Origin of the sequence: Halogranum amylolyticum (assembly GCF_900110465.1) — an archaeon.
Taxonomy (GTDB): domain Archaea; phylum Halobacteriota; class Halobacteria; order Halobacteriales; family Haloferacaceae; genus Halogranum; species Halogranum amylolyticum.
This window is the reverse complement of the sequence record NZ_FODV01000009.1, coordinates 107,157-129,954: the sequence shown is the minus strand read 5'-3', so window position 1 is coordinate 129,954 and position 22,798 is coordinate 107,157. Positions and strand designations below refer to the sequence as shown.

At 66.4% G+C, this 22,798-nt stretch carries 26 protein-coding genes; 11 read left to right on the top strand and 15 right to left on the bottom strand.

The genetic code is table 11. From position 1 onward, the window contains the following. Positions 1-68 precede the first annotated feature (68 nt). Positions 69-662, top strand: a complete 594-nt coding sequence (locus tag BSG17_RS15980; RefSeq protein ID WP_089825879.1) for a peroxidase-related enzyme — start codon at positions 69-71, stop codon at positions 660-662. 2 nt (positions 663-664) lie between these two features. Here BSG17_RS15980 and BSG17_RS15975 read toward each other — a convergent pair whose 3' ends face one another. Further along, positions 665-859, bottom strand: coding sequence for a heavy-metal-associated domain-containing protein (locus BSG17_RS15975; RefSeq protein ID WP_089825877.1), 195 nt, complete (start codon positions 857-859; stop codon positions 665-667). Between the two features lie 126 nt (positions 860-985). On the opposite strand from BSG17_RS15975, the gene BSG17_RS15970 reads away from it, so the two are divergent. From BSG17_RS15970 to BSG17_RS15940, 7 genes are all read left to right on the top strand, one after another. Continuing rightward, positions 986-1,576 (top strand): AsnC family transcriptional regulator, encoded by a 591-nt coding sequence (locus tag BSG17_RS15970; protein ID WP_089825875.1) that lies wholly within the window; start codon positions 986-988, stop codon positions 1,574-1,576. Positions 1,577-1,682: 106 nt separating this feature from the next. Continuing rightward, the gene (locus tag BSG17_RS15965) at positions 1,683-4,271 is read left to right on the top strand and encodes a heavy metal translocating P-type ATPase (protein WP_089825873.1); all 2,589 of its coding nucleotides are present in this window, start codon (positions 1,683-1,685) and stop codon (positions 4,269-4,271) included. A gap of 152 nt (positions 4,272-4,423) precedes the next feature. Next, positions 4,424-4,807, top strand: a complete 384-nt coding sequence (locus BSG17_RS15960; RefSeq protein WP_089825871.1) for a response regulator — start codon at positions 4,424-4,426, stop codon at positions 4,805-4,807. Positions 4,808-4,933: 126 nt separating this feature from the next. Then, on the top strand, positions 4,934-5,128 hold the full coding sequence (locus BSG17_RS15955) for a cold-shock protein (protein WP_089825870.1): 195 nt from the start codon (positions 4,934-4,936) through the stop codon (positions 5,126-5,128). A 312-nt stretch (positions 5,129-5,440) separates the two neighbouring features. Beyond that, positions 5,441-6,169 carry a ferredoxin--NADP reductase gene (locus BSG17_RS15950; RefSeq protein WP_089825868.1) on the top strand — a complete coding sequence of 243 codons (729 nt, stop codon included), beginning with the start codon at positions 5,441-5,443 and terminating at the stop codon, positions 6,167-6,169. A gap of 45 nt (positions 6,170-6,214) precedes the next feature. Beyond that, positions 6,215-6,448 (top strand): PRC-barrel domain-containing protein, encoded by a 234-nt coding sequence (locus BSG17_RS15945; RefSeq protein WP_089825866.1) that lies wholly within the window; start codon positions 6,215-6,217, stop codon positions 6,446-6,448. 59 nt (positions 6,449-6,507) lie between these two features. Then, positions 6,508-6,702 (top strand): hypothetical protein, encoded by a 195-nt coding sequence (locus BSG17_RS15940; protein ID WP_089825864.1) that lies wholly within the window; start codon positions 6,508-6,510, stop codon positions 6,700-6,702. Between the two features lie 14 nt (positions 6,703-6,716). Here BSG17_RS15940 and BSG17_RS15935 read toward each other — a convergent pair whose 3' ends face one another. Both BSG17_RS15935 and BSG17_RS15930 read right to left on the bottom strand, forming a co-directional pair. Beyond that, positions 6,717-8,336, bottom strand: coding sequence for an acetate--CoA ligase (locus tag BSG17_RS15935; RefSeq protein ID WP_089825862.1), 1,620 nt, complete (start codon positions 8,334-8,336; stop codon positions 6,717-6,719). 85 nt (positions 8,337-8,421) lie between these two features. Continuing rightward, the gene (locus BSG17_RS15930) at positions 8,422-9,570 is read right to left on the bottom strand and encodes a bactofilin family protein (protein WP_089825861.1); all 1,149 of its coding nucleotides are present in this window, start codon (positions 9,568-9,570) and stop codon (positions 8,422-8,424) included. Positions 9,571-9,737: 167 nt separating this feature from the next. Here BSG17_RS15930 and BSG17_RS15925 point away from each other — a divergent pair, with 167 nt between their 5' ends. Next, positions 9,738-10,712 (top strand): aldo/keto reductase, encoded by a 975-nt coding sequence (locus BSG17_RS15925; protein ID WP_089825858.1) that lies wholly within the window; start codon positions 9,738-9,740, stop codon positions 10,710-10,712. A 478-nt stretch (positions 10,713-11,190) separates the two neighbouring features. Here the strand turns inward: BSG17_RS15925 and BSG17_RS15920 are convergent, their stop codons facing one another. The 7 genes from BSG17_RS15920 to BSG17_RS15890 form a co-directional block, all read right to left on the bottom strand. After that, complete coding sequence (locus tag BSG17_RS15920; protein WP_089825856.1) at positions 11,191-11,814, bottom strand: helical membrane plugin domain-containing protein; 624 nt, start codon at positions 11,812-11,814, stop codon at positions 11,191-11,193. A 2-nt stretch (positions 11,815-11,816) separates the two neighbouring features. Beyond that, entirely contained in the window at positions 11,817-12,962 is a 1,146-nt protein-coding gene (locus BSG17_RS15915) for an NAD(P)/FAD-dependent oxidoreductase (RefSeq protein WP_089825854.1), read from the bottom strand. Continuing rightward, positions 12,959-13,201 (bottom strand): sulfurtransferase TusA family protein, encoded by a 243-nt coding sequence (locus BSG17_RS15910; protein WP_089825852.1) that lies wholly within the window; start codon positions 13,199-13,201, stop codon positions 12,959-12,961. Before BSG17_RS15910 ends, BSG17_RS15915 begins: the two co-directional genes overlap by 4 nt. A gap of 301 nt (positions 13,202-13,502) precedes the next feature. Continuing rightward, positions 13,503-14,711 (bottom strand): MFS transporter, encoded by a 1,209-nt coding sequence (locus tag BSG17_RS15905; RefSeq protein WP_089825850.1) that lies wholly within the window; start codon positions 14,709-14,711, stop codon positions 13,503-13,505. 54 nt (positions 14,712-14,765) lie between these two features. Then, positions 14,766-15,830 carry an iron transporter gene (locus BSG17_RS15900; protein WP_089825849.1) on the bottom strand — a complete coding sequence of 355 codons (1,065 nt, stop codon included), beginning with the start codon at positions 15,828-15,830 and terminating at the stop codon, positions 14,766-14,768. 78 nt (positions 15,831-15,908) lie between these two features. After that, the gene (locus BSG17_RS15895; RefSeq protein WP_089825847.1) at positions 15,909-16,424 is read right to left on the bottom strand and encodes a winged helix-turn-helix transcriptional regulator; all 516 of its coding nucleotides are present in this window, start codon (positions 16,422-16,424) and stop codon (positions 15,909-15,911) included. Then, entirely contained in the window at positions 16,421-16,759 is a 339-nt protein-coding gene (locus BSG17_RS15890) for a DUF7471 family protein (RefSeq protein ID WP_089825845.1), read from the bottom strand. The genes BSG17_RS15895 and BSG17_RS15890 overlap by 4 nt, the downstream gene beginning before the upstream one ends. 191 nt (positions 16,760-16,950) lie before the next feature. Here BSG17_RS15890 and BSG17_RS15885 point away from each other — a divergent pair, with 191 nt between their 5' ends. Beyond that, positions 16,951-18,240, top strand: coding sequence for a twin-arginine translocation signal domain-containing protein (locus tag BSG17_RS15885; protein ID WP_089825843.1), 1,290 nt, complete (start codon positions 16,951-16,953; stop codon positions 18,238-18,240). Between the two features lie 175 nt (positions 18,241-18,415). Here BSG17_RS15885 and BSG17_RS15880 read toward each other — a convergent pair whose 3' ends face one another. Together BSG17_RS15880 and BSG17_RS15875 are read right to left on the bottom strand one after the other, a co-directional pair. Further along, a complete protein-coding gene (locus BSG17_RS15880) occupies positions 18,416-18,655 on the bottom strand; it encodes an FG-GAP-like repeat-containing protein (RefSeq protein WP_211609158.1) in 240 nt (79 codons plus the stop codon). A 118-nt stretch (positions 18,656-18,773) separates the two neighbouring features. Next, positions 18,774-19,424 carry a DsbA family protein gene (locus tag BSG17_RS15875; protein WP_089825841.1) on the bottom strand — a complete coding sequence of 217 codons (651 nt, stop codon included), beginning with the start codon at positions 19,422-19,424 and terminating at the stop codon, positions 18,774-18,776. 67 nt (positions 19,425-19,491) lie between these two features. Between BSG17_RS15875 and BSG17_RS15870 the strand changes: the two genes are divergently transcribed. Continuing rightward, a complete protein-coding gene (locus tag BSG17_RS15870) occupies positions 19,492-19,839 on the top strand; it encodes a 2Fe-2S iron-sulfur cluster-binding protein (protein ID WP_089825839.1) in 348 nt (115 codons plus the stop codon). 77 nt (positions 19,840-19,916) lie between these two features. Here BSG17_RS15870 and BSG17_RS15865 read toward each other — a convergent pair whose 3' ends face one another. The 3 genes from BSG17_RS15865 to BSG17_RS15855 are packed head-to-tail and all read right to left on the bottom strand — an operon-like array spanning position 19,917 to position 22,706. Further along, positions 19,917-21,332, bottom strand: coding sequence for a hypothetical protein (locus BSG17_RS15865; RefSeq protein WP_089825837.1), 1,416 nt, complete (start codon positions 21,330-21,332; stop codon positions 19,917-19,919). 1 nt (position 21,333) lies between these two features. Further along, a complete protein-coding gene (locus BSG17_RS15860; RefSeq protein WP_244531555.1) occupies positions 21,334-21,618 on the bottom strand; it encodes a DNA-binding protein in 285 nt (94 codons plus the stop codon). Between the two features lie 8 nt (positions 21,619-21,626). Then, positions 21,627-22,706: a DUF7350 domain-containing protein gene (locus BSG17_RS15855; protein ID WP_089825835.1), complete on the bottom strand. Its 1,080-nt coding sequence runs from the start codon at positions 22,704-22,706 to the stop codon at positions 21,627-21,629. Positions 22,707-22,798: the final 92 nt, after the last annotated feature.

Here is a 22,798-nt window from a genome sequence, read left to right as displayed (position 1 = left end):
GACGTCCTACTGGGCCGTCAACGGTTCGGCGACCTACGGTTAAGTGGTGTGGCGTCGAACCGCGCGGTATGGCCGACCCGACACTCGACGACGACGCGATGCAGCGGTTCCCTGTCCCGGACTACGACGACCTCCCCGCGGATCTCCGCGAGCGGATCGCCGATGAGACCGAGCGGGCGGGGTTCACTCCGAACGTCTTCTCGGCGTTCGCGTACAAGCCCTCGCACTTCCGGGCGTTCTTCGACTACCACGACGCGCTCGTCGAGGACACCGCACTCGACCGCGAGGAGGTGGAGATGATCGTCGTCGCCGTCTCGGGCGTCAACCACTGCTACTACTGCAACGTCGCCCACGGCGCGCTACTCCGCATCTACAGCGGGAATCCGAAGCTGGCCGACCAACTCGTCGCCAACTACCGGCAGGCCGACGTCACGGACGCGCAGTTGGTGATGCTCGACGTGGCCGTGAAACTCACCGAACGTCCCACCGAAGTGACCGAGCGCGACCTCGAGGACCTCCGTGCGGCCGGCTACAGCGAGGCGGAGATCTGGGACGTCGCCAGCGTGACGGCCTTCTTCAACCTCTCGAACCGGATGGCGATGTTCGCCGACATGCGCCCGAACGACGAGTTCCACGCGATGGCGCGGGAGGAACGGGAGTGATCTCAGGCCTGCGCGTCGTACCCCGCCTCGTTCACCGCCGTTACGAGGTCCAGCGGGTCGGCGTCGCCCTCGACGGTCGCAGCGTCGTCCTCGTGGTCGGCGGACGCGCGCTCGACACCGTCGACGCCCTCGAGCGCCTCTACGACGGTCGCCTCACAGCTCTCACAGCTCATCCCTTCGACAGTGAGTGTCGTCATGGTGTCCCCTAGGTTCGGGATACTTTAGCGGCTTTCTCTTTCGAGACGGTGGGTGAACGACGCATTCACTTTCGAATTCAAACTACTCTCGGAACCGATAAGCGGACGGAGCGAGTACGACCAGTTATGCGCGACCTCGACGACACCGACCGACAGATCCTGCGTCTGCTGGTAGCGGACGCCCGACGGCCGTACAGTGACATCGCCGAGCACGTCGACCTCTCGGCACCGGCCGTCTCCGACCGGATCGACCGTCTTCGGGAGCTGGGCGTCGTCCGCGGGTTCACCGTCGACGTCGACCAGTCGCTTCTCACGTCGGGCGTCCCCGTCCTCGTCGAACTCGGCGTACCCGTGACCCGCACGAGTGAGGTGGCGGCCGCACTCCGCGACCTCGAGGCGGTCGAACACACGTTCGAGACGGCCGACGGCGCTGTCGTCGTGCAGGCGACTGTCCGCGACGGCGACGTCACCGGGCTGCTCGACGAGGCGGTCGACCTCGAACGGCTCCGCGACGTGGAGGTCCGACTTCTCCGGAAGGCGGAGTGGACGCCGTCGCTCGGCGAAGCCACGCTGTCGCTCACCTGTGCGGAGTGCAGCAACACCGTGACCAGTGAGGGCGAGTCCACCCGTCTGGAGGGGGAGCTCTACCACTTCTGCTGTGGATCGTGTCTCACCAACTTCGAGGAGCGGTTCGAACGCCTCCAGAGTGGGGCTTGAGCTGCGAGTTCGCTTTTGTATCGAAAGTTTCGGTCGCAGTCGACGACGGTTTCTGAGGCACAACCCGCATGAGTAAGGGACCCGTAATAAGAGACAAGTGAACTCCATGGAACGAGTCAGACTCGAGATACGGGGGATGAGCTGTGCCAACTGCTCGTCCACCATCACGGAGGCGTTGACGGAGCGCGAGGGAGTCGGAGAGGTGAACGTTAACTTCGCCACCGACGAGGGGACCGTCGAGTACGACCCCGAGCGGATCTCGTTGGCGGAGATCTACGAGACCGTCGAGGAGTCGGGGTACGAACCGGTCGCCGAGACGCTGTCGGTCGGCATCACCGACATGACCTGTGCGAACTGCTCGCAGACGGTCGAGTCGGCCGTCTCGAAAGTTCCGGGGGTCGTCTCGGTCGACGCGAACTTCGCCACCGACGAGGCGCAGGTGCGATACAACCCCGCCGTCGCCGACCGCGACGACGTCTACGACGCTATCGAGGATGCGGGGTACTCGCCCGTCCGCGACACCGGCGGCGAGGAGAGCGAGTCTGACCGGCGAAAGGACGCCCGGAACGCCGAGGTACGACGACAGCTCCGACTCGTGCTGTTCGGTGTGGCGCTCTCGGTCCCGCTGTCGGTGCTGATGATGGGCGAGTTGGTGGGGCTGCCGGTCCCCGAGCAACCGTTCGGCGTCGGTCGAGGCTGGTGGGCGCTGGCGCTGTCGACGCCCGTGCAGGTCGTCCTCGGCAAGGAGTTCTACGTCAACTCCTACAAGGCGCTCGCCAAGAACCGGACCGCCAACATGGACGTGCTCATCGCGCTGGGGTCGACGACGGCCTACGGCTACAGTCTGGCCGTCCTGTTCGGCCTCGTCGCGGGCGGGCTCTACTTCGAGAGCGCCGCGCTCATCCTGACGTTCATCACGCTCGGTAACTACCTCGAGGCCCGCTCGAAGAGCCAGGCGGGCGCGGCGATCGAGCAGCTACTCGAACTTGAGGCCGACGAGGCGACCGTCGTTACGGAGGAAGACGGCGAGTTCGTCGACGAGCGGCAGGTCCCCTTGAAGGAGGTGCAGGTCGGCGACGTGCTGAAGGTCCGACCCGGCGAGAAGATTCCGACCGACGGGGAGATCCTCGAGGGAGAGACCGCCGTCGACGAGTCGATGGTCACCGGCGAGTCCGTCCCCGTCGAGAAGGAACCGGGCGACGAGGTCGTCGGGTCGACGGTCAACGAGACCGGTCTCGTCTACGTCCGCGCGACGAAGGTCGGTTCGGAGACGGCCATCCAGCAGATCGTCCAGATGGTGCGCGACGCCCAGAGTCGCCAGCCCGAGATCCAGACGCTGGCCGACCGCATCAGCGCCTACTTCGTCCCGGCGGTGATCGCGAACGCGCTGCTGTGGGCCGTCGTCTGGTATCTGTTCCCCGGTGCGCTGTCCGGGGTCGTCGACTCGCTGCCGCTGTGGGGGCTCGTCGCCGGCGGTCCGGCGACCGTCTCGACCGCCGAGTTCGCCATCATCGTCTTCGCGTCGGCCGTGCTCATCGCCTGTCCCTGTGCGCTGGGACTCGCGACGCCGGCGGCCACGATGGTCGGGACCGCCATCGGCGCGAGTCACGGTATCCTGTTCAAGGGTGGCGACGTGCTCGAACGCGTCCGCGACGTCGACACGGTGATCTTCGACAAGACCGGCACGCTCACGAAAGGTGAGATGACGCTCACCGACGTCCGGGTGCTCCGCCCCGAGACAGACGGTGCCGGTGTCGACGTCGTCTCCGGCGACGACTCCGTCACGGACGAGGAACTCACCGAAGAGTTCCTGTTGGACGTCGCCGCCGGCGCGGAGGCCGGCAGCGAACACCCCATCGCCGAGGCCGTCGTCGAGGGTGCCCGAGAGCGCGGTATCGACGTCTCGGACCCCGACGCCCTCCAGAACGTCGCGGGGAAGGGAATCCGCGCGCGGACCGGCCGCGGCGACGTCCTCGTCGGGAAACCCGACCTGCTGCGCGAGTACGACGTCGACCCCTCGGCCGCCGAGGAGACGATGGCCGAGTTGGAGCGCGAGGGGAAGACGGCGATGCTCGTCGCGCTCGACGACCGACTGCTCGGCGTGCTCGCCGTCGCCGACGAGGTGAAGCCCGAGTCGAGTATGGCCGTCTCGGCGCTCCGCGAACGGGGTCTGACGGTGATGCTCGTCACCGGCGACAACGAACGGACGGCGCGCGCGGTCGCCGACCAGGTCGGCATCGACCCCGACAACGTCCGCGCGGGCGTGCTGCCGGAGGACAAGGCGAGCGTCGTCGAGGAGATCCAGTCCGACGGTCACCGGGCGATGATGGTCGGCGACGGCGTCAACGACGCCCCGGCGCTCGCCGCGGCGTTCGTCGGCACGGCGCTCGGCAGCGGGACGGACGTCGCCATCGAGGCGGCGGACGTGACGCTCATGCGGGACGACCCCGCGGACGTGCTCCGCGCCATCAACGTCTCGGAGGGGACGCTGGCGAAGATCAAGCAGAACCTCTTCTGGGCGCTCGGCTACAACACGGCGATGATCCCGCTGGCTTCGCTCGGACTGCTCCAACCGGTGCTCGCCGCCGGTGCGATGGCGTTCTCCAGCGTCTCGGTGCTGGCGAACAGTCTGCTCTTCCGGCGATACGACCCGGACGGCCGATACCGTCTGTTCGGAAGACTACGCGGGAAGTAGCGAACGACCCGTCCCACGGCAAACAACGTTTTGTCACTGCGGCAAGAGTGAACGAACCATGTGGGAGGAGGTTCACCGATGCGGCCCATGAGGCGACGGTCGGCGTCGCGACGGCGAGGAGAGACGGACGACCGGAGGATACGGAGAGACGGATGACCGAAGGCGACGCACTCATCCTCGCGGTCGCCTCGCGGAGTCGTAACCTCGAACTGATGACGAAGCTCCTCGACGAGGCCGGCTACCGGGTGTTGACCGCGGACGACATCGACGAGTTCGACGAACTGTTACAGGAGGCCGACGGGGTGTCGCTGACGGTGCTCGACATCGACGGGTTCACCGGAGAGATCTGGGATCGGTGTGAGCGACTACAGTCGCTCGACGTCCCTATCCTCGTGCTCGCGAAGCGACTCTCGAGCGAAGTCCGCCAGAAGGCGTTGTCGCTCGGTGCACGGCAGCTGCTGGAGAAGCCGGTTCGGAAGGGCGAACTCCGACAGTCGGTGCAGTCGCTCGTCGCCGTACAACGACCCTCCGAGTGACGCCTCACGCAGCGTCGCCCCCGCTCTTGACGACAGCAGTCCCCTCGAGACGGCCGACCGAACGGCCGTTGGGGAACGTCACCACCCCACAACCCTTATATCTGTAAGTGACGTTCGTTCAACCGTATGGCGCAAGGTAAAGTGGCGTTCTTCAACGACACGGGCGGTTACGGTTTCATCGAGACGGACGAGGCGGACGAGGACGTGTTCTTCCACATGGAAGACGTCGGCGGCCCGGACCTCGAAGAGGGACAGGAGGTCGAGTTCGAAATCGAACAGGCGGAGAAGGGGCCACGAGCGAAGAACGTCGAACGACTCTGAGGCGGCGTCAGACTGCTTCTACGCGGTCCGAGTGAGAGCGCCGTCCCCGCCCCCGTCGATGGACCAGTCCGTACAGGGGCGAACAGACGCTTCTGTCCGAACGATACAGTCAAGAGGGACTGTGAGAGACGTTGTGTCGGCGCACACTGTGCGCGGTCTGTCGTCCACACCGCAGCCGAGGTGTGGCATCCCACGCTGTTTTTTCCTCCCAGACGGTGAGTTGACGAGCGACGCGACGGTCGTCGTCCGCACGTGTTCACTCCGAGAGACCGGCCAGCACGCCTTTGCGTCGGGCGGGCGAGGCTCCGATAGATGACGTACGAGATGACCGTCGACGACGTCACTCGACTCACACCCGACGTCAAGCAGTTCCACCTCGTCGCCGCGGACCACTCCTTCGACTTCCGGCCGGGCCAGCACACGACCGTCCAGTTCGAGCAGGACGGCGAGGAGGTCGTTCGCCCCTACACCGTGACCAACCTCCCCGGCACCGACGAACTCACGCTCGCCATCCGTCGGTACGACGACGGCACCGCATCCGTCTGGATGCACGAGCGGGAGCGCGGCGACACGGTCGAGGTCGGAGACGTCGACGGCAACCTCTACGTCCGCGATTTCGATTCGGACGTCGTCTTCGTCGCCACGGGGACCGGTATCACGCCGATGGCGGCGATGCTCCGCGACTACGCAGACCGCGGCGACGGCGACGCGCACCTGTTCGTCGGCGAGAAGACCCGGGAGGACCTCATCTACCGCGAGACGTTCGACCGGACGGCGGCGAGCAACGACAACGTCGACGTCACCTACTCGCTCTCCGAAGAAGACTGGGACGGAGCGACGGGACACGTTCAGCACCGACTCACCGACGAACTCGACTCGCTCGAAGGCAGGGATTTCTACGTCTGTGGTGTCCCGCAGATGGTCGTCGAGACGACCGACCTGCTGAAAGACGAGGGCGTGTCCGAAGACCACATCTACACCGAGGGATGGGAGGGCGACGAGGTCGCAGACGAGGACGAAGACGGAGACGGGGACGAGTAGGCGGTGGCCAGTAGACACACGTATGCGGCGTCCGCACCGTACACTATGGCGCACCAGTTCACCGACGACGACCGCGGCAAACCGGTGGTCACACACGACGGCGAACGCGTCGGCACGGTCGCAGACGTCGCCGACGGCGCGGCGACGTTCGAGGCCGACAAGGACCTCCCCGGCCCGCTCCGGGAGGCACTCGGCGTCGGAGACGGTGTGAAGTCGACGATGCAGAACGAACAGATCTCGACGGTGACCTCAGACGAAGTGCGGCTGAAGAAGCTCTAGAGTAGCTGTTCTTTCTCGCTCGGCGATACGCTTTCCCGTCAGGCCCGTGAGGGTGGGCTATGGACAATATTCTGACGAACTGGTTGCTCGCACTCATCGCAGCGCTCGTGGCCGTGCTCGTCCTCGCGACGACCGGTCCGGAGTTCGTCGCCCCACTGGAACCCATCGCGACCGTGCTGTCGCTCGTGACCTTCCTGACGTTCGTCATCGCCACCGGCGCGTTTCTCGTCTACACGGCGAGCTTCCGCGACTAGTTCGGGGGTCGAGGCTACTGCCCGAACTGCTCGACTTCCTGCTTGCGGAGTTCGACTCGGCGAATCTTCCCGCTCGACGTCTTCGGCAGTTCGTCGACGAACTCGACGCGTCGGGGATACTTGTACGGGGCCGTCTCCTCCTTCATGAAGCTCTGGATCTCCTCGACCAGTTCGTCGCTCGGATCGTTACCCTCTGCGAGGACGACATACGCCTTGACGACGTCGCCGCGTTCCTCGTGTGGGCTGGCGACCGCGGCGGCCTCGGCGACGGCGGGGTGCGAGATGAGCGCGTCTTCGACCTCGAACGGGCCGATGCGGTAGCCCGCCGAGATGATGATGTCGTCGGCGCGGCCCTCGAAGAAGAAGTAGCCGTCCTCGTCGCGGGAGGCGAGGTCCCCAGTGCGGTAGTACTCCCCGGAGAACGTCTCGGCGTCGAGGTCGGGCTTCTCGTAGTAGCCGTCGAAGATGCCGGGACAGCCGACGGGGACGGCGATCTCGCCGATCTCGCCGGGCGGGAGTTCCTCCTCGTCGTCGTCGACGATGGTCGTCCCGAGACCGGGCGTCGGCTTGCCCATGCTGCCGGGTTTCACGTCGATGCCGGGGTAGTTGGTGACGAGCGCGACCGTCTCGGTCTGGCCGTAGCCGTCCCGCGGGGTGACGCCGAACGCCTCTTCGACGCGCTCGATGGGTTCGCGGTTGAGCGGTTCGCCCGCCGAGAGCGCGGCCGTCAGATCGATGTCGTACTCCGAGAGGTCGACCTGCGTGAACATCCGGTACTGCGTCGGGACCGCACAGAGGCGGGTGACGCCCTCCTCGTCCATCACCTGCAGGAAGGTCTCGGGGTCGAACTCGCCCTCGTAGACGAGTTGTGACGCCCCAGTCGTCAGGCCGACGCCGACGGGACTCCAGAACCACTTGGCCCACCCCGTGCCGGTCGTCGCCCAGAGCAGTTCGTCTTCGAGGTTCGAGTCGGCCGTCACGCCCCACCAGTAGGGGGCGTTGACCAGTTCGAAGCAGCGCATCCAGCGATGCTTGTGGCGGACGGGTTTCGGGTTGCCCGTGGTGCCCGAGGTGTAGTTGATGGACATCGGGTCCTCCGCGCCGACGTCGGGGCCGTCGTGTTCGTCCGACTGGCCGTCGAGCAGGTCCCCGAACGCCTGCCAGTCGCCCGGCGCGCCGTCCAGCGAGACGAACGTCGAGAGCGGCGAGTCGTCGGCGATGGGATCGACCATCTCCGTCAGGTCGGCGTGGGCGACGACCGTCGTCGCCTCGCAGTCGTCGGCGCGGAACTGCAGGTCCTTCGGTTTCAGCATCTCCGAGCAGGGGACGAGCAGCGCGCCGCGTTTCAGCGCCCCCAGTTGAACGGCGAACCCGTCGGGATGCCGCGGGAACAGATGCATCACGCGGTCGCCTTTCCCGACGCCCAACTCCGCGAGCGCGTTCGCGAAGCGGTTCATGTCACGCCGGAGGTCCTCGTAGGTTCGCTCCTCCCGTGCTCCGTCGGCGTCGCGGAAGTAGACGGCGACACGGTCGCCGAACGAGTCGGCGTGGGACTCGACGACCGACGGGAGGTTGTAGTCGGCGGGGACGTCCCACTCGAACGATTCGACGGCGTCGTCGTAGTCGATTGCCATAACCGAGAGTCGAAAAGCTCAGGGATAATCATTTGGGTGACACGGGCTCCTCACCGTCGGTCAGTGAGGAGGTGGGTATGGACGCTCAGGCGGTCGGCCGTCCCTCGGAGTCGTCGGCAGCGACGCCGGTCGTCCGGCGGCGTTCGCCGCGCGACCGTTCGTACAGCGCGAGCGCCAGCGCGCCGAGTCCGAGCAGGAGGACGACGAAGCTCACCACACCGCCGAGACCGAACGGGAGGAGTTCCAGCGCGGCCAGCGCCAGCAGTCCGAGCAGGAGCGCACCCCAGCGCGACGACCGGTCGGCGAGATCGAGCGCCTTCGTCCCGACGAGATACGCGCCGAACACCTGTCCGACCCAGAGCGCGAACGCGAAGACGACGAACCCGAGCAGCGACAGCGGGATGCCGACGATGGTGAGGAGGAGGATCACGAGCACCACCGGTACGCCGACGAGCGTCAGTAGCCCGACGCCGCCGCTCTGGAGCGCCCGGTTCGTGCCGACGTCGACGACCTGTTCGGCGAACCGCGGGGCGGCCAGCAGCAGCACTGCCCCGAGCAGGAGGTTCGCGAGGAAGCCGTAGGCGACGACGACGACGGGCGGGATCGTCGGCACCGCGAAGTCGACGCCGCCGGCGAACGGCGACCCGACGTTGAACGAGAGATCGTCGTTTCGGGTCGTCGTACCGGCGACGGACGCGCCGGGGGCGACGTCGAACGTCTCGGCGTCGTACTCGAGGTTGCCACCGACCACCGCGGTCGGCCCGAGCGTCACTTCGTCGCCGCCGAGGCGAGCGTTGCCGACGACTTCGCCGTCGAGCTGGATGGCGCCGGCGGCCGCTTCGAGCGACCCGCCGATGCGTGCGCCGTCGCGGACGAGCACGCTCCCACCCAGCGCGTCGACGCTGCCGTCGACGTCGCCTTCGATGGTGACCGACCCGGCGATCGCCTGCACGTCGCCGGTGACGGTACCCGAGACGACGACGGTGCCGCCGACCGCTTCGAGGTCCCCGTCGACCGTCCCCAACACGAGGACGGTGCCGCCGGTCGCGTCGAGGTCGCCGGAGACCGTCTGACCCGGCCCGATTCTAACGATACCGCCGGCGCGCGTCTGGTCGGTCTGGTCGTCTCCCGTCGCCTGTGCCAGCGCGAGCGCGGGGATCGACCCCGTCACGACGAGGAGGACGACGAGCAGGACACCGAGCCGGTGCCACGTCTGTCGAACGTTGTGAATCATTGAAATCACCGCGAGAGCGGAGGGCTCTCGTCGGGTGTAGATACGTGTCTCTGAGACATAAAATCCGCAGTGACGTACGACAGCAGTCGTCAGCGGGACGACGCTCGTCGCTCGGCCCACAGTTCCGCGGAACCTACGTTTTTGTGAGTTGCCACTGAGTCTCGAACATGGAGTACACGACACTCGGCGACACCGGGATGGAGGTCTCCCGGATCTGTCTCGGCTGTATGAGCTTCGGAACGAGCGACTGGCGCGACTGGGTGCTCGACGAGGAGGAGGGGAAGGAACTCGTCGAACGCGCGATCGACCTCGGGATCAACTTCTTCGACACCGCCAACATGTACTCGAACGGGGAGTCCGAGCGCGTCCTCGGCGAGGCGCTGGAGGGTCGCCGCGAGGAGTCGGTCGTCGCCACGAAGGGCTACTTCCAGATGGACGAGGAGAACCCCAACTCGGGCGGCCTCTCGCGGAAGGCGATCGAACAGGAGTTGGAGAACTCTCTGGACAGGTTGGGGATGGACACCGTCGACCTCTATCAGATCCACCGCTGGGACTACGACACGCCCATCGAGGGGACGTTGCGGGCGCTCGACGACGCCGTCCGGCGCGGGAAGGTGCGGTACATCGGCGCGTCGTCGATGTGGACCCATCAGTTCGCCGAGTCGCTCCACACTGCCGACTCGCTGGGGGTAGAGCGGTTCGTCACGATGCAGAACCACTACAACCTGCTCTACCGCGAGGAGGAACGCGAGATGCTGCCACTCTGTGCGAAGGAGAACGTCGGCGTCGTCCCGTGGTCGCCGCTCGCCCGCGGCTACCTCGCTCGGCCGCACGAGGAGTCCGAGGCGACGACCCGAGGGGAGTCCGACGACCTGGCCCGCCAGCATCCGTATCTGGAGGGTGGCGGCCGCGAGATCAACGAGCGCGTGCAGGAACTCGCCGACGAGAAGGGCGTGAAGATGGCACAGATCGGCCTCGCGTGGCTGTTCCACAAGGAGTGGGTCGACGCCCCCATCGTCGGCACGACGAGCGTCGAGCATCTCGAAGACGCCGTCGAGGCGCTCGACGTCTCGCTCTCGTCGAGCGAGATGGAGTACTTAGAGGAGCCCTACCAGCCGGTTCGCGTCTCGGGCCACGACTAATCGGGACACCCCTTGTCAGTCGCTTCGTCTGGTGAGACGACTGGTCGTCGATTGAGGTGGCGTGCTGGACGCAGAGACGTCGTCTCGAACTGGTGAGTATAGAACCCGGAAAGTGCAAGCACAGTAGTGAAGACTACCGAGTCAGAATCATGGTATGACACCACACGGGATTTCCGTTCCGTGTCGGTGTGTGCCTCTGGCTTCGCAGGGTGGGGAGTCTGCCCGGCTCACTCACGCTGTCTCCGTCGCCATCTAACCTTCCACTCATCGGCCGACAAACGAGCCACTTTGTGTGTCGGTCGTGCCGCATATGTGCGCTCCAGTACGGGACGCCCCCAGAGACCACCGCAGTGGCTGTCAGCAGAGGCGTGTAACAGATAGAGAGTGAGTTCAGCAACCGACCAGCTTTCTGCGTTCTGTGAGTCTCCAGAGTCGACACTGCCGATCCTCTCACTCCGACTATCGGATCGGGACGGTCTCAGGCTTCGTCCGGGTTCCGCGACCGTCCGATCGCACCTGCGAGTGCGAGGAGATAGCCCAACCCGTACTGGACGTCCGGGTCGCGGACCCCTCGAGCGAGTCCGAGTGCACCGATGCGCTCGGGATCCTCGGCTTCGGCCGTGCCGACCCCTTTGAGGAGCCGATGCAGGCCATCCCGAGTCCCCTTGTCGGCTGCGGTATCCGCGACTTCGCCGAGCGCAGAGCCTGTGTTCGCGAGCTCCCGGACCATCTCGTCGCTGAGTGCGGCACTGCCTAGCGAAGCCACCTGGGCTAACTCCACGAGGTCGTCGAGCGCGCCCGACTGCTGCAACGTGACGATCGTCTCGAGTGCCTCTTGGAGCTCCGCCCCGTTGTCGCCGACCGCTGCGGCGAGACCGACGGTCTCGTCGGTCGCGAGGCCATCTGCGGACTCCGCGAGCGTCGTAGCTGTCCCCGAGAGCTCTCGGACCATCTCGTCGCTGAGTGCACTCTCGCCGAGGGACACCACGTCCAACAGTTCGTTAACGGCGTCGAGACGTTCGACGAACGCAGCGACTGCCTCCGGGTTCTCTGCGATCGCCTCTTCGAGCGCTTCACGCTGTTCTGACTGTTCTTCCGACATGTTCAGAGCAGTCCCCGTGCGGTGAGCCAGTAGGCCTCGTTGTACGCTAGCTTCGACCAGTGCAGTTTCTGCGACGGCGGTGCCGGATTCGGCGGGTTCTCGTAGTCGAACGCAACGAACGACGCTTCATCCATGCCCGTCTCGAGGAAACAGAGCGTCTTCCCGTCGTACGACGCCGTCGCTGGGTAGCCACGGACATCGCTCGACAGCCGTTGTGCCACGACACCTGCCTGGTAGTGTGCGACACTTCCCGCCTTCGGGACACCGGTCTCGGCCGTATCACCGAGCGCGTACACGTCGTCCGCGTTCTCCGCTTCGAGGGTGTGTTTGTCCACACTGACCCACCCGTTGTCGCCAAGGCCAGCCTCCTCTACGAGGTCGACGCCGCGGTGTGGTGGGATGCCGACGAGGAGGTCGTAGTCGAGCTCCGACCCCTCCATCGACGTGACGACCTTGGAACCCGGGTCGACCTCGTCTGCGTTGAAGAACGTCTCGACGTTGATGTCGCGCTCGTCCATCAGCGGCTTGGCCCACTCGGCGATGTTCGGATTGCCGTGGACGCGATTAATCGGGTACGTGTAGGTGATCTCGATGTCCTCTCGGAGCCCACGCTTGCGGAACCAGTCGTCGGCCATAAAGACGAACTCCAGCGGTGCGGCCGGACACATATGGGGCGTCCCGATGACGCTGAGCACGAGGTGGCCCTCGGTGAACGACAGCAGTTCCTCGCGAAGTGCCACCGCGCCATCCTCACTGTAGTAGTCGTGGCCGCCCTCGGCGAGCCCTGGAATCTCTTCCGGTGCGAGTGTCGACCCCGTCGCGAGGACGAGATAGTCGTAGTCGACTGGACCGTCTCCGTCTTGGTAACGGAGCTGCTTGGCGTCGGTGTCGATCTCGCTGACCCGGTCGTTTCGGAGATCGATGCGGTCGTCGACGAGCTCCGAGAGGAGGCGACGGCCATCTTCGGGTTCTCGCTTGCCGAACGGGACGTACAGCCAGACGGGCTTGTAGACGTGGTCGGGACCGTCGTTGACCAGCGTCACGTCGACGTCCCCCTCGGCTAGCTCGGTCCCGAGGCGCTCTGCGAGGTCGTTCGCGAGGACGCTTCCTCCAGTTCCCCCACCGACGATGACGACGTGTTGACTCATGGCTTCTCCACGGAGCACTCGTAGCTGTCGTCCTGTTCGATGGACCCCAACACCGTGTTCCCTGCCTGTTCGGCCCGCTTGGGAACGTCACTGGCCGACTGTTCGTTGTCACTCAACGGCCGCACGACCGCTCCCGACTCGGCGCGTTCGATCACGCCGACGAGCTCCATCAGTGGACCAGGGCACGCTGCGCCAGCCGTATCCACCGTCTCGTCGAATTTTATCTCTGTACCTGACATTATTCACCCGAAAGTAACGTCTATAGGTAGTTAATCATGTGGGAATCGTTCAATTCTGTCGCAGGTGTGCATGGGCACAGGAAAAGTGACACGGTGATCTCTTGCTCACGGAGATAGGATTGTGACGAGTGATGACCTCGTTCTATTCTTTCAACACTCCCGACAGATACTCCGAAGAATCATCCGCTCAGTTCGCGCCACGACCGCAACAGTAGTGGACGTGGACTGAAAGATACGCGCGCTCTGTTCGGAACGAACGCTAACAACCGTCACTCGGCAGTCGGTTCCACGAATCGGTCGCTCAGTCGTCGCCCGTCGGCACCGACCCCTGTGACAGGATCGTCTCGTCAGACAGTCGCTTGACCGCCCGCGACGCCACGATGGCGATGGCGATCTCGGCCCCGCCGACGACGAGGAACGCCGGGACGTAGCCCGCGACCTCGGTGGCGGCCCCGCCGAGGAGGAACCCGGTCAAGAAGCCAAGACTCCCGAAGACGTTGAACCCGCCGAGCGCCGCGCCTCGCTCGTCCGAGTCGGCGACGTCCGTCACGAGCGCCATCGTCGCCGGAGCGACGAGCGCACCGGCAACGCCGACGAGTGCCATCGCGGCGGCCGCCAGCGGCAGCGTCGGTGCGGCGACGACGCCGACGATGGTGAGGCCGTAGCAGAGCGACCCGACGACGACGGGGACGAACCGACCGACACGGTCCGAGAGGACGCCCGCGGGGTACTGAAAGAGAGCGAAGGGGACAAAGAAGGTCGCGAGCACCGCCCCCGCGCCAGCGGCGTCGAGGCCGAACGTCTCGCGGAAGTAGTAGACGCCGACGAGCGCGAAGAAGCCGGCCGTCATGCGGTCGATGAAGCCGAACGCGAAGGGGACGAGCAGCGCCGGTCGGTCGGTCAGGCGGCCGAGTGCGCCGCCGACGTCGCGGTCGGTCGACCGCTCCGCACGGTCGGTGACGGTCGAAAGCAGGCCGGCGACGACGACGAGGACGCCCGTGGCGGCGACGAGCGGCGCCAGCGGGTCGACGACAGTGAGTCGACCGCCGACGACGGAGCCGAGGGCGGCCCCGAGACCGATGGCGATGCCCGCCGCCCCCATGTTACGGCCGTGGCCGCCGGAGAGGTCCGATAGCATCGAGATGGAGAGCGAGAACGCGCCGATGGTGAACGCGCCGCCGACGGCGCGGATCGCCAGCACGCCGGCGAACGGGAGTCCCAGTTGGGGGACGAACGCGAGCGCCAGATACGACGCCGCACCGCCGAGGGCGCCGACGACGACGAGCGGGACGCGTCGACCGAGCGTGTCGCTGAGCGCACCCCAGACGGGTGCAAAGAGGACGAAGGCGACGAACTCGGCGACGAGAAAGTACATCCCGGCGTCGAGGTCGCCCGTGGCCCCGAGCGCGGTGACGAGATCCGAGACGCCGGGATACAGAAAGACCTGCGAGACGAGCACCGCCCAGACGGCGCCCGCGAGCACGACCCGGTCTCGGCGCTGTGAGCCCATAGTAGAGTCGACGGAGGGTAGCGGGAAATCCTTGGCGTCTTCTCGTCGGCTCGCTCAGGCGACGGTGACGTCGTCGACGTCGAAGAAGGCGGTCTCGTACCCCTCGTGACGGGCGAGCTGGGTCGGGACGTCGACGGCGACGGTGACGCCATCGTCGACGGTGAGTCCTTCGACCGGCGCGCCGTAGTGCAGCCCCGCCTCCGGGTCCAGCCCCGCCCGCAGTTCGCCGTCGAAGGCTGTCTCGCCGTCGCGTTCGACCGTCGCCGACAGCGACATCCCCGGAACGAGATAGCCGTTGTACCGCGTCCGCGGCGAGACGAGCAGGTAGGGGGCGTCGCCGAATCGCTCGTCGGTGACAGCCTGTGCGCGGAACGTGAGGTCCTCGTTCTCGCTCGTCCCTTCGCCGATCGTCTCGCCGGGGAGCGAGTCGGGAGCGACACCGGTCGGCATCTCCATCTCCATCGCCGGGAGCGCGCCGCGTTCGCCCTGTCGGTCCTCGAGGAGTTGATACGGGATGTCGTTGCGCTTCCCCTCGCGGTAGTCGAACTGGATCTCGGCGGTGGCGGCCTCGGCGAACTTCCCTTCGAAAGAGCCGAACCGCTCGAACGGGACGCCAGCGACGGTGACCGTCACCGTGTAGACGTCGTTGCCGTCGAGCGCGACGTTGTCCCCGTAGTGGACGCCCATCTGCTGGGAGAACATCGGGTAGACGACCTCCTGGTAGACGAGGCCGTCGCTGTTGGTGACCTCGACCGTGACGTCGGTGGAGGGGACGACGACGCCGGTCTCGGGTTCCCAGACGATCGCCATGAGGTGGACGGTGTCGTCGGATTCGAACGGCACCTCCGTCGAGACCCACTCGCCGCCGTCGTTCTCGACCATCCAGAACCGGTGGGCGTAGCTGTACATCAGCCCGACCTTCAGGTCGCCGGCGTCGCCCATCCCGATCATCTCCATCCCCTCCTCGTGCGTCGGGATGTAGATGGCGTCCGGCCGATTCTCGACGAGCGGCGGCTCGCGGCTGTTCGACGTCTGAAAGAGACTCGTGACGCTCGTACAGCCGGCGAGCGAACCGGTGAGACCGAGACCGGCCGCACCGAGAAACCTGCGTCGTTGCATTACGCCCAGTTTAGGGACTCGGCAGGTTACGAGTTCTGGTACACCCGTCGAACGAGCGGCCGTCGGACGATCGACCGCCTACTCGCCGGCGAGCAGGTCGTCGACGAGGCGAGTGAAGCGATCGAGGAAGCGGTCGGGCAGCGAGGGCGACACCGACGCGAGTAGCTCCGTGGTCGCGTCGGGGCGGTCGAGCACGAGCGTCACCCGGTTTCGTGCGTCGCGCTCCTTCGTCACGACCTCCTGCTCGACGAGGTGGTCGAGATGCCACTCCAGCGTGCTCCGGGCGACACCGACGCCGTCGGCGACGGTCGCCGGGTCGCTCGGTCCGTGTTCGAGCAGGTAGCCGATGACGTCGCGGGCGGTCTCCCGTCGGACGAGCGCGAGCGCGCCGCGCTCCCACTCGGAGAACGTCGGCGGGTAGTAGTGGGTCCGTCCGTACAGTTCCTCGGCGGCGACCGTCTCCGACCCGGTGAGTCGCCGGAGGTGGTACTGGACCTGTCCCGGCGCGAAGTCGGTGCCGCGGACGAGTTCGTTGAAGTGGACGCCCGGATGGTCGCGGACGTAGCTCGCGATGCTGTCTCGGGTGGCGCTCATCGGTTCACCCCCGCCGCCGACTCGACGCGGCGAGCGTAGTAAACCGCCGCGAGCACCAGCGTCACCAACACGAAGTCCAGCGCGTGCTCGGCCGTGTGGTGCGGACCGAACGGCATGACGCCGCCGATGGTGAGCACGGCGACGGCGCTCCGGGCCAGCACCGCAGACAGCGCGAGCGCGACGAGGAGGTACGACCCCGACCGACGCTGTGCGAAGGCGGCGATTCCGAGCGCGGCGACGACGGCCGAACCGAGGCCGGCGAGCGACACTGCGACGACGAGCATCGGCGTCACCGTCGTGGCGACGTGACACGGGAGCACGAGCAACCCGCTCACGAACGACCCCCCGCCGGAGGGGCGGAACGGAGAGACGACCGGTTGTTCATTACCTGGCCCTACTGCCCGAAGACTCAAATGCCGATTGGTGCGTCGCTCGAAACCCCGCATCCGAGGGGCGGCCGAAGGGGATCGGACGGATTCGCGAACCGGACCAGAACCCCTTAACGGCGCAGTCACCTAGCCCGCGTATGTTCGAAGGGGCGTCCTCGCGCAGAGCGTTCATGAAGGCAGCCGTCGCCACCGGCGGCGCCAGCGCCCTCGCAGCCTGTCTGGACCGGACCGAAGACGACGACCCGATCCCGAGCGGGACGGACGACCCGTCGTCGCTGCCGGACCGCCAACACGCCTGGAACGACGTGCTCCAACACGACGAGGCGGGCAACGTCGAAGGACCGCGCCACCAGTTGCTGCTGTATCTGACCCTCGACCACGACGGCTCACCGACCGCGGACGACCGGGAGGTGCTCGAGTCGGCACTCACGGTGCTCGACCGAGCCTACGAGCGGAGCCACGAGGGGCTGATCTACTCCATCGCCTACTCGCCGGCGTACTTCGATCGGTTCGACGAGTCGCTGCCGGAGGGGCTCGACCTCCCCGAACCACGGTCGCTCGCACCGTTCGAGGACCCCGAGTTCGACCGACAGGACGCGCTGCTCCACCTCGGGTCGACGCGCGCCGACGCGCTGCTGGAGGCCGAACAGGCGCTCACGGGCGAGCGCGACACCGCCAACGGCATCACCGTCGAGTCGCCGCTCACAGACGTGCTGGCGGTCGACTCTCGACGGACCGGGTTCGTCGGCCCGGGGATGCCCGCCGAGCGACAAGACGTCGAGGGTGTCCCCGACTCGAAACCGGTCCCCGAGGAGTCGCCGCTGTTCATGGGGTTCAAAGCCGGATTCGCGAAGAACCAGGCGACCGAGGACTACGTCACCCTGCAGGAGGGACCGTTCGCCGGCGGGACGACGAAACACGTCTCGAACCTTCGTCAGCGTCTCAAAGACTGGTACGTCGAACAGGAGTTCGACGACCGGGTCGCCGAGCTGTTCAGCCCCGCCCACGCTGCCGAGGGGATTGTCGAGGGCGTCGGCGACAACCTCGGTGACAGCAGCGGTCTCACACCCGAGATCATCGAGAGTATTGAAGACCACGCCACACAGTACGGCCGCGTCGGCCACGCCCAGAAGGCCGCACGGGCCAACCGCGACGAGGAGGGGAACGTCCGTACCCTCCGACGGCACTTCGAGTCGACCGACGACGACGTCGCCAGCCTCCACTTCCCGTCGCTGCAGACCGGTATCTCCGTCTTCGAGGAGGTCCGCGAGGCGATGAACGGCACCGACCTCACGTCGAACCCGGCGATCCGCCAGCGAGTGAACAACGGCATCCTCGAGTACATCTTCGTCCGTCGTCGTGGTAACTTCCTCGTCCCGCCGCGCCGTCTCCGTTCGTTCCCGGCCCCGACGGGCGAGAGCGAGTAGCGACGCGTCGAGCGAGCGGAACTAGCGGCGGGCGGCGTTCCGACCAGCGGAGCGAAAGTTCAAGTGCGAGAGCGAGCCCACCGACCCCGTGGTCTGACCAGCGCAGCGGGTCGGTTCGCGGGAGTACGGGACGCCGACTCGTGGGGTCGTCTACTTCGTCCCGTCTGTTCGCCCCTCACGACGCGTAGTCCAGCGAGACGACCCGTCCGTCGGCGTACACCACCAGCATCTCGTCGTCGCCGTCGCCGTCGGTGTCGGCCAGCGTCGCGTGCGTAAAGATCGGGACGTCGCGGCTGTAGGTCGCCCGCAGCTCGCCGTCGACCGAGACGACCGAGACGGTCCCGTCGTTGCCAGCGGCGACGATCTCGCTTGCGCCGTCGCCGTCGACGTCACCGACGACCGGCGGCGGCATCATCTGGACCGACTCGGCCGTCAGGTCTGTCTCCCACGCGACGTTGCCGGCAGGAATGGAAAACGTAGTCGATTCACGACTTCGCGACCGTCGACCCCGATGGTCGCGGCGCGCGAGCGGCCTACAGTTCGGACTCGATAGTCGACTTCACGTTCTCCCACGACGTGTCCTGCAGGAGCGTGCCGTTGACGAACACCGCAGGAGTCCCCGGGATGTCTCGCTGTTGGCCGCGCTGTTTATCGGCCTCCAGCACCGGACGGTAGGTCCCGTTGATAGCGTCGCCGCGAATGTCACAGCCGTCGGCGCCGACTGCCTCGGCCTCGGTCTGGACGAGATCCATCGAGTAGCTGTCTTGATTGGCGAACATCTGATGGGAGAACTCGAAGAACGCCTCGTCGTCCATCGAGTCTTGGACGCCGCGGGCCGCGCTCGGGATCGCCCACGACCACTTCTCGCTCATCGGGATCGGGAAGTCGTGGTGTTCGTAACGGACGTCGCCGGACTCGACGAAGTTCGACTGGATCTTCGGCAGGACGTCGAGTGCGAACGTCGCACAGTGCGGACAGACGTAGTCCTCCCACGCTTTGACGACGACGGGCGCGTCCTCCGGACCCATGCTGGGCGCCGGGAGTTCCTGTACCGTCGACTCCTCGGTGATGTCGCAGTCGCCCGCGTCACCGTTGCTACTTCCACCGACACCGAGACAACCGGCGAGTCCGAGCGTCGCGCCCCCTCCGAGCGTCGCGAGGAGAGCGCGGCGAGTCGTATCCATGTCTGAGACAGGGTGTTCGGGCTATTTAACCGTCAGGTCTTTGGACGAGACGCGTTAACACTACACCATGCCGACCGTCGACTTCGAGGGGACCACCGTCGAGTGTGCCGAGGGAACAATCCTCCGCGACGCACTGCTGGCCGCGGGCGAGACGCCACACAACGGTCGGGCACAGCAGCTGAACTGTCGCGGGCACGGCACCTGCGGTACCTGTGCCGTCGAACTTGCTGCTCCGGACGAGAACGAGGGTGCTCCGGCAGTGAACGACCTCACCGACCGCGAGCGGCGGCGACTGTCGTTCCCCCCGCACTCGCCCGACAGCGGTCTCCGACTCGCCTGTCAGACCCGCGTTTACGGCGACCTCGTCGTCACCAAACACGGCGGATTCTGGGGCCAGCACGTCTCCGAGGAGTGACGGCCGGAGCGCTTGACGAGACGGTGTGAGCGGAAGTGACTCCCGTCTGGAACTGCGGGCGGTTCTCCCGTCGGCCGTCAGAGGAACGGCGGCTGCGTCGTCGGCAGCGAGATGAGCCACAGACTCAGTGCAGTGTACAGCATCATCACGAGGACGAACGAGTACTGACTCCGGATCGCCTGTAACCGACTGGGGAAGAGTCCGTAGGCGATGGAGTGAGCGGCCCAGACCGCGAACAGATGGCCGAGCAGGACGAAGACGACGTTGAGGCTCCCAAACCACGCCGGGAGCGAGAGCACCAGCGGGTTCGGTGACGGCGTGAACGGCGACACGAGAACGGTGACGAGCGACGGGGAGAGCGAGACGAAGAACCCGAAGTAGTGTGCGAGATGATAGCCCGCAGCGATCGCGAGCAGCGGCGGGGCGAACCGAACGGCGAGTTCACGGGCGGAACGGTACGTTCGCAGGTAGTTTGCGGCGAACCGGGCGGCGAGCAGGTAGAGGCCGAGGAACGCGGCGAACCCACCGAGATAGCTCACGCCGTAGATCAGAAGCGGCGGGAGGCCGAGCCCGGCGAGTCCTTCGACGAACGACGCGCCGGCCGTCGTCGTCACGAACCCGCTGAACGTCAGTTCCCAGACGAGGGCGACGACGAACGCGACATCGGCTAACTCGTCGACGAAGCCGTCTTCGACGAGTCGCATCCCGGGCAGGTGGAGCTGGAGACCCTCGCGCGTCCACGTGAGGGGGGCGACCCGGCCGTAGAAGGCGAAGAAGACTGAGACGGGGTCGACGAAGTCGAACCAGTCGTCGGGGCCGAACAGCACCGCGCCAGCAACCGTGAGGACGGAGTAGACGACCAGCGCCGTCGCGAGCGACGACGGGAGTCTCGTCACCCCGGTCGCCGTCTCGACCCAGACGAGAGCGAGCAGTCCGGCGACTGCGGGCCACCGGCCGAACCGCTTGGGATACGTGACGAACCCCTTCGGGAGCAGCTCGGCGACCGTCCGCCACGGGTTGAGTGCGGGCCAGACGTTCCCGAAGAGGTACGTCGTCATCGTGAACCCCGCACGCATCCCGGCGAAGACGAGGACGATCGCGAAGTTCACCGTGGGAACCTGCGGCCCGGTGAACCCCAGGAAGACGGTGAGAGAGAGGAGGAGGAGACCCAGCACCGAGAGCGCCAGACGGCCACCCCGTCTGACGGTCCGACCGTCGCCCAGCGACCGTCGCCACGAGTGGATCGACTCGATGAACCGCCGGTCGGTGACGAAACTCGCCAACAGACCGGACGCTCCGATGACGGCCCCGCCGGTCGCGACGTAGAGCCACCGCGGGATGCTGAGCGACTCCTGGGACGCGCCGTCGAGTCCGACGGCAGCGTTGCTCGCGGTGACCGTCCCGACGAACGCGACGGCGGCGAGCGCGACCACGACGAGCCAACTCGTCAGGTGGGCGACCGATCGCGACGGTGTGTCGTCTCGGGAGTCCATATCAGAGTGCGAAGATGGCATACATGAAGAGGAACCCGAAGTACAGGAGGACGATGCCGCCGAGTGCGACGATACGGAACCGTCGGAGTTGCGACTCCTCTTCTTCGTACGCATCGCGGTACTGGTCTAACTCCGTCTCGCTGAGTTCGTCCGGATGACGAACGCCGCGGTGGTGGATCAACAGCGTCTCCGTCGGATACGCTCCGCCGCAGATGTCACAGCGGTACGGAGCGTCGGCTGCGTCTGGTGTCGACTCCGGCGTCGGTGTCGGGCGTGTCTCGTTCATGTGGTGTGTTAGGAACCGTTCAGCGTCATCGGCGGCATCTCGAAGAACGCGGTCTCGTAGCCGTCGTGGCGGGCCACCTGCGGCGGAACCGCGACGGTCAGTTCGAGCGTGTCGCCGGACTCGACGGCGTCGACCGCTGTGCCGTAGTGGTAGCCGACCGACGGGTCGAGCGTGCGAGCCAGCGTCCCGTCGAACACGCGCTCTCCGTCTCGCGTCAGCGTCGCCTCGAGCCCCATCATCGGAACGACGATCCCGTTGTGCGGCGTCCGAACGGAGACGTAGAGATACGAGCCGTCGACGCCGAACCGGCCGCCGTCGTCGACGGCGAACGCGTGGAACACGGCGTCGCCGCTCGTGGCAGAGCCGAGCTTCCGTCCGGGGAGCGAGTCGACCGCGGGCGCACGGCCGACCGGGAACCCCATCTCCATCGGTTCGATCGCGTCTCTCGTCCCCTTCCGGTCGTCGAGACGGGTGATCTCGACGTCGTAGAGGTCGTCGGTGTCGAAGGTGAAGTCGAACGCGACCGTCTCGACCTGTTCGAACCGACCGGCGAACGACCCGGTTCGGTTCAGGCCGACGCCCCCGACTCGAACCCGCGCGGTGTAGTCGCCGCCGCCGTCGAGTTCGTAGTTCGACCCGTAGTGGAACCCCATCTGCTGGGAGAGCATCGGATAGGCGACCTCCTGCGAGACGAGACTCCCTCCCTTCGTGATCTCGATACTCACGCCGGCGTCGAGCGGGAGGACGGTCTCCGTCTCGTCGTCCCACAGCGAGATCATCAGATGGATCGAGTCCTCGCTCTGAACGGGGGTTTTGGTCCGGTCGGTGCCTGCGACCGTCCAGAAACGGTGGGGGTACGAGTACGTGAGTGCGACGCCGTACGGCCCTGCCGTCTTCTGACCGTACAGCTTCATCCCTTCGGTGACTGCAGGGACGTAGACTGCGCTCGGACGGTTCTCGACGAGCGGGGGGTCACGCCAGGCGGACTGTGTCTCGAACCCGCCGAGACAGCCTGCGACCGAGCCGAGACCGCCGACGGTCAGCACCCGGAGGACCGACCGACGCGAGACCGAGTACGGGTGTGTCATGAGTTGATGAGTGTGCACCGAGCCAACGGCAGAGATTACGGCAGGACGGTATTGTCTCTTTTGACCCGGGCGTAGGTTCGTATCCGAACTCG

What these genes read in the sequence shown, in the direction of transcription:
- BSG17_RS15980 (WP_089825879.1), top strand. Translation starts at nt 69, where the DNA reads ATGGCCGACCCGACACTCGACGACGACGCGATGCAGCGGTTCCCTGTC.
- BSG17_RS15975 (WP_089825877.1), bottom strand. Translation starts at nt 859, where the DNA reads ATGACGACACTCACTGTCGAAGGGATGAGCTGTGAGAGCTGTGAGGCG.
- BSG17_RS15970 (WP_089825875.1), top strand. Translation starts at nt 986, where the DNA reads ATGCGCGACCTCGACGACACCGACCGACAGATCCTGCGTCTGCTGGTA.
- BSG17_RS15965 (WP_089825873.1), top strand. Translation starts at nt 1,683, where the DNA reads ATGGAACGAGTCAGACTCGAGATACGGGGGATGAGCTGTGCCAACTGC.
- BSG17_RS15960 (WP_089825871.1), top strand. Translation starts at nt 4,424, where the DNA reads ATGACCGAAGGCGACGCACTCATCCTCGCGGTCGCCTCGCGGAGTCGT.
- BSG17_RS15955 (WP_089825870.1), top strand. Translation starts at nt 4,934, where the DNA reads ATGGCGCAAGGTAAAGTGGCGTTCTTCAACGACACGGGCGGTTACGGT.
- BSG17_RS15950 (WP_089825868.1), top strand. Translation starts at nt 5,441, where the DNA reads ATGACGTACGAGATGACCGTCGACGACGTCACTCGACTCACACCCGAC.
- BSG17_RS15945 (WP_089825866.1), top strand. Translation starts at nt 6,215, where the DNA reads ATGGCGCACCAGTTCACCGACGACGACCGCGGCAAACCGGTGGTCACA.
- BSG17_RS15940 (WP_089825864.1), top strand. Translation starts at nt 6,508, where the DNA reads ATGGACAATATTCTGACGAACTGGTTGCTCGCACTCATCGCAGCGCTC.
- BSG17_RS15935 (WP_089825862.1), bottom strand. Translation starts at nt 8,336, where the DNA reads ATGGCAATCGACTACGACGACGCCGTCGAATCGTTCGAGTGGGACGTC.
- BSG17_RS15930 (WP_089825861.1), bottom strand. Translation starts at nt 9,570, where the DNA reads ATGATTCACAACGTTCGACAGACGTGGCACCGGCTCGGTGTCCTGCTC.
- BSG17_RS15925 (WP_089825858.1), top strand. Translation starts at nt 9,738, where the DNA reads ATGGAGTACACGACACTCGGCGACACCGGGATGGAGGTCTCCCGGATC.
- BSG17_RS15920 (WP_089825856.1), bottom strand. Translation starts at nt 11,814, where the DNA reads ATGTCGGAAGAACAGTCAGAACAGCGTGAAGCGCTCGAAGAGGCGATC.
- BSG17_RS15915 (WP_089825854.1), bottom strand. Translation starts at nt 12,962, where the DNA reads ATGAGTCAACACGTCGTCATCGTCGGTGGGGGAACTGGAGGAAGCGTC.
- BSG17_RS15910 (WP_089825852.1), bottom strand. Translation starts at nt 13,201, where the DNA reads ATGTCAGGTACAGAGATAAAATTCGACGAGACGGTGGATACGGCTGGC.
- BSG17_RS15905 (WP_089825850.1), bottom strand. Translation starts at nt 14,711, where the DNA reads ATGGGCTCACAGCGCCGAGACCGGGTCGTGCTCGCGGGCGCCGTCTGG.
- BSG17_RS15900 (WP_089825849.1), bottom strand. Translation starts at nt 15,830, where the DNA reads ATGCAACGACGCAGGTTTCTCGGTGCGGCCGGTCTCGGTCTCACCGGT.
- BSG17_RS15895 (WP_089825847.1), bottom strand. Translation starts at nt 16,424, where the DNA reads ATGAGCGCCACCCGAGACAGCATCGCGAGCTACGTCCGCGACCATCCG.
- BSG17_RS15885 (WP_089825843.1), top strand. Translation starts at nt 16,951, where the DNA reads ATGTTCGAAGGGGCGTCCTCGCGCAGAGCGTTCATGAAGGCAGCCGTC.
- BSG17_RS15880 (WP_211609158.1), bottom strand. Translation starts at nt 18,655, where the DNA reads ATGATGCCGCCGCCGGTCGTCGGTGACGTCGACGGCGACGGCGCAAGC.
- BSG17_RS15875 (WP_089825841.1), bottom strand. Translation starts at nt 19,424, where the DNA reads ATGGATACGACTCGCCGCGCTCTCCTCGCGACGCTCGGAGGGGGCGCG.
- BSG17_RS15870 (WP_089825839.1), top strand. Translation starts at nt 19,492, where the DNA reads ATGCCGACCGTCGACTTCGAGGGGACCACCGTCGAGTGTGCCGAGGGA.
- BSG17_RS15865 (WP_089825837.1), bottom strand. Translation starts at nt 21,332, where the DNA reads ATGGACTCCCGAGACGACACACCGTCGCGATCGGTCGCCCACCTGACG.
- BSG17_RS15860 (WP_244531555.1), bottom strand. Translation starts at nt 21,618, where the DNA reads ATGAACGAGACACGCCCGACACCGACGCCGGAGTCGACACCAGACGCA.
- BSG17_RS15855 (WP_089825835.1), bottom strand. Translation starts at nt 22,706, where the DNA reads ATGACACACCCGTACTCGGTCTCGCGTCGGTCGGTCCTCCGGGTGCTG.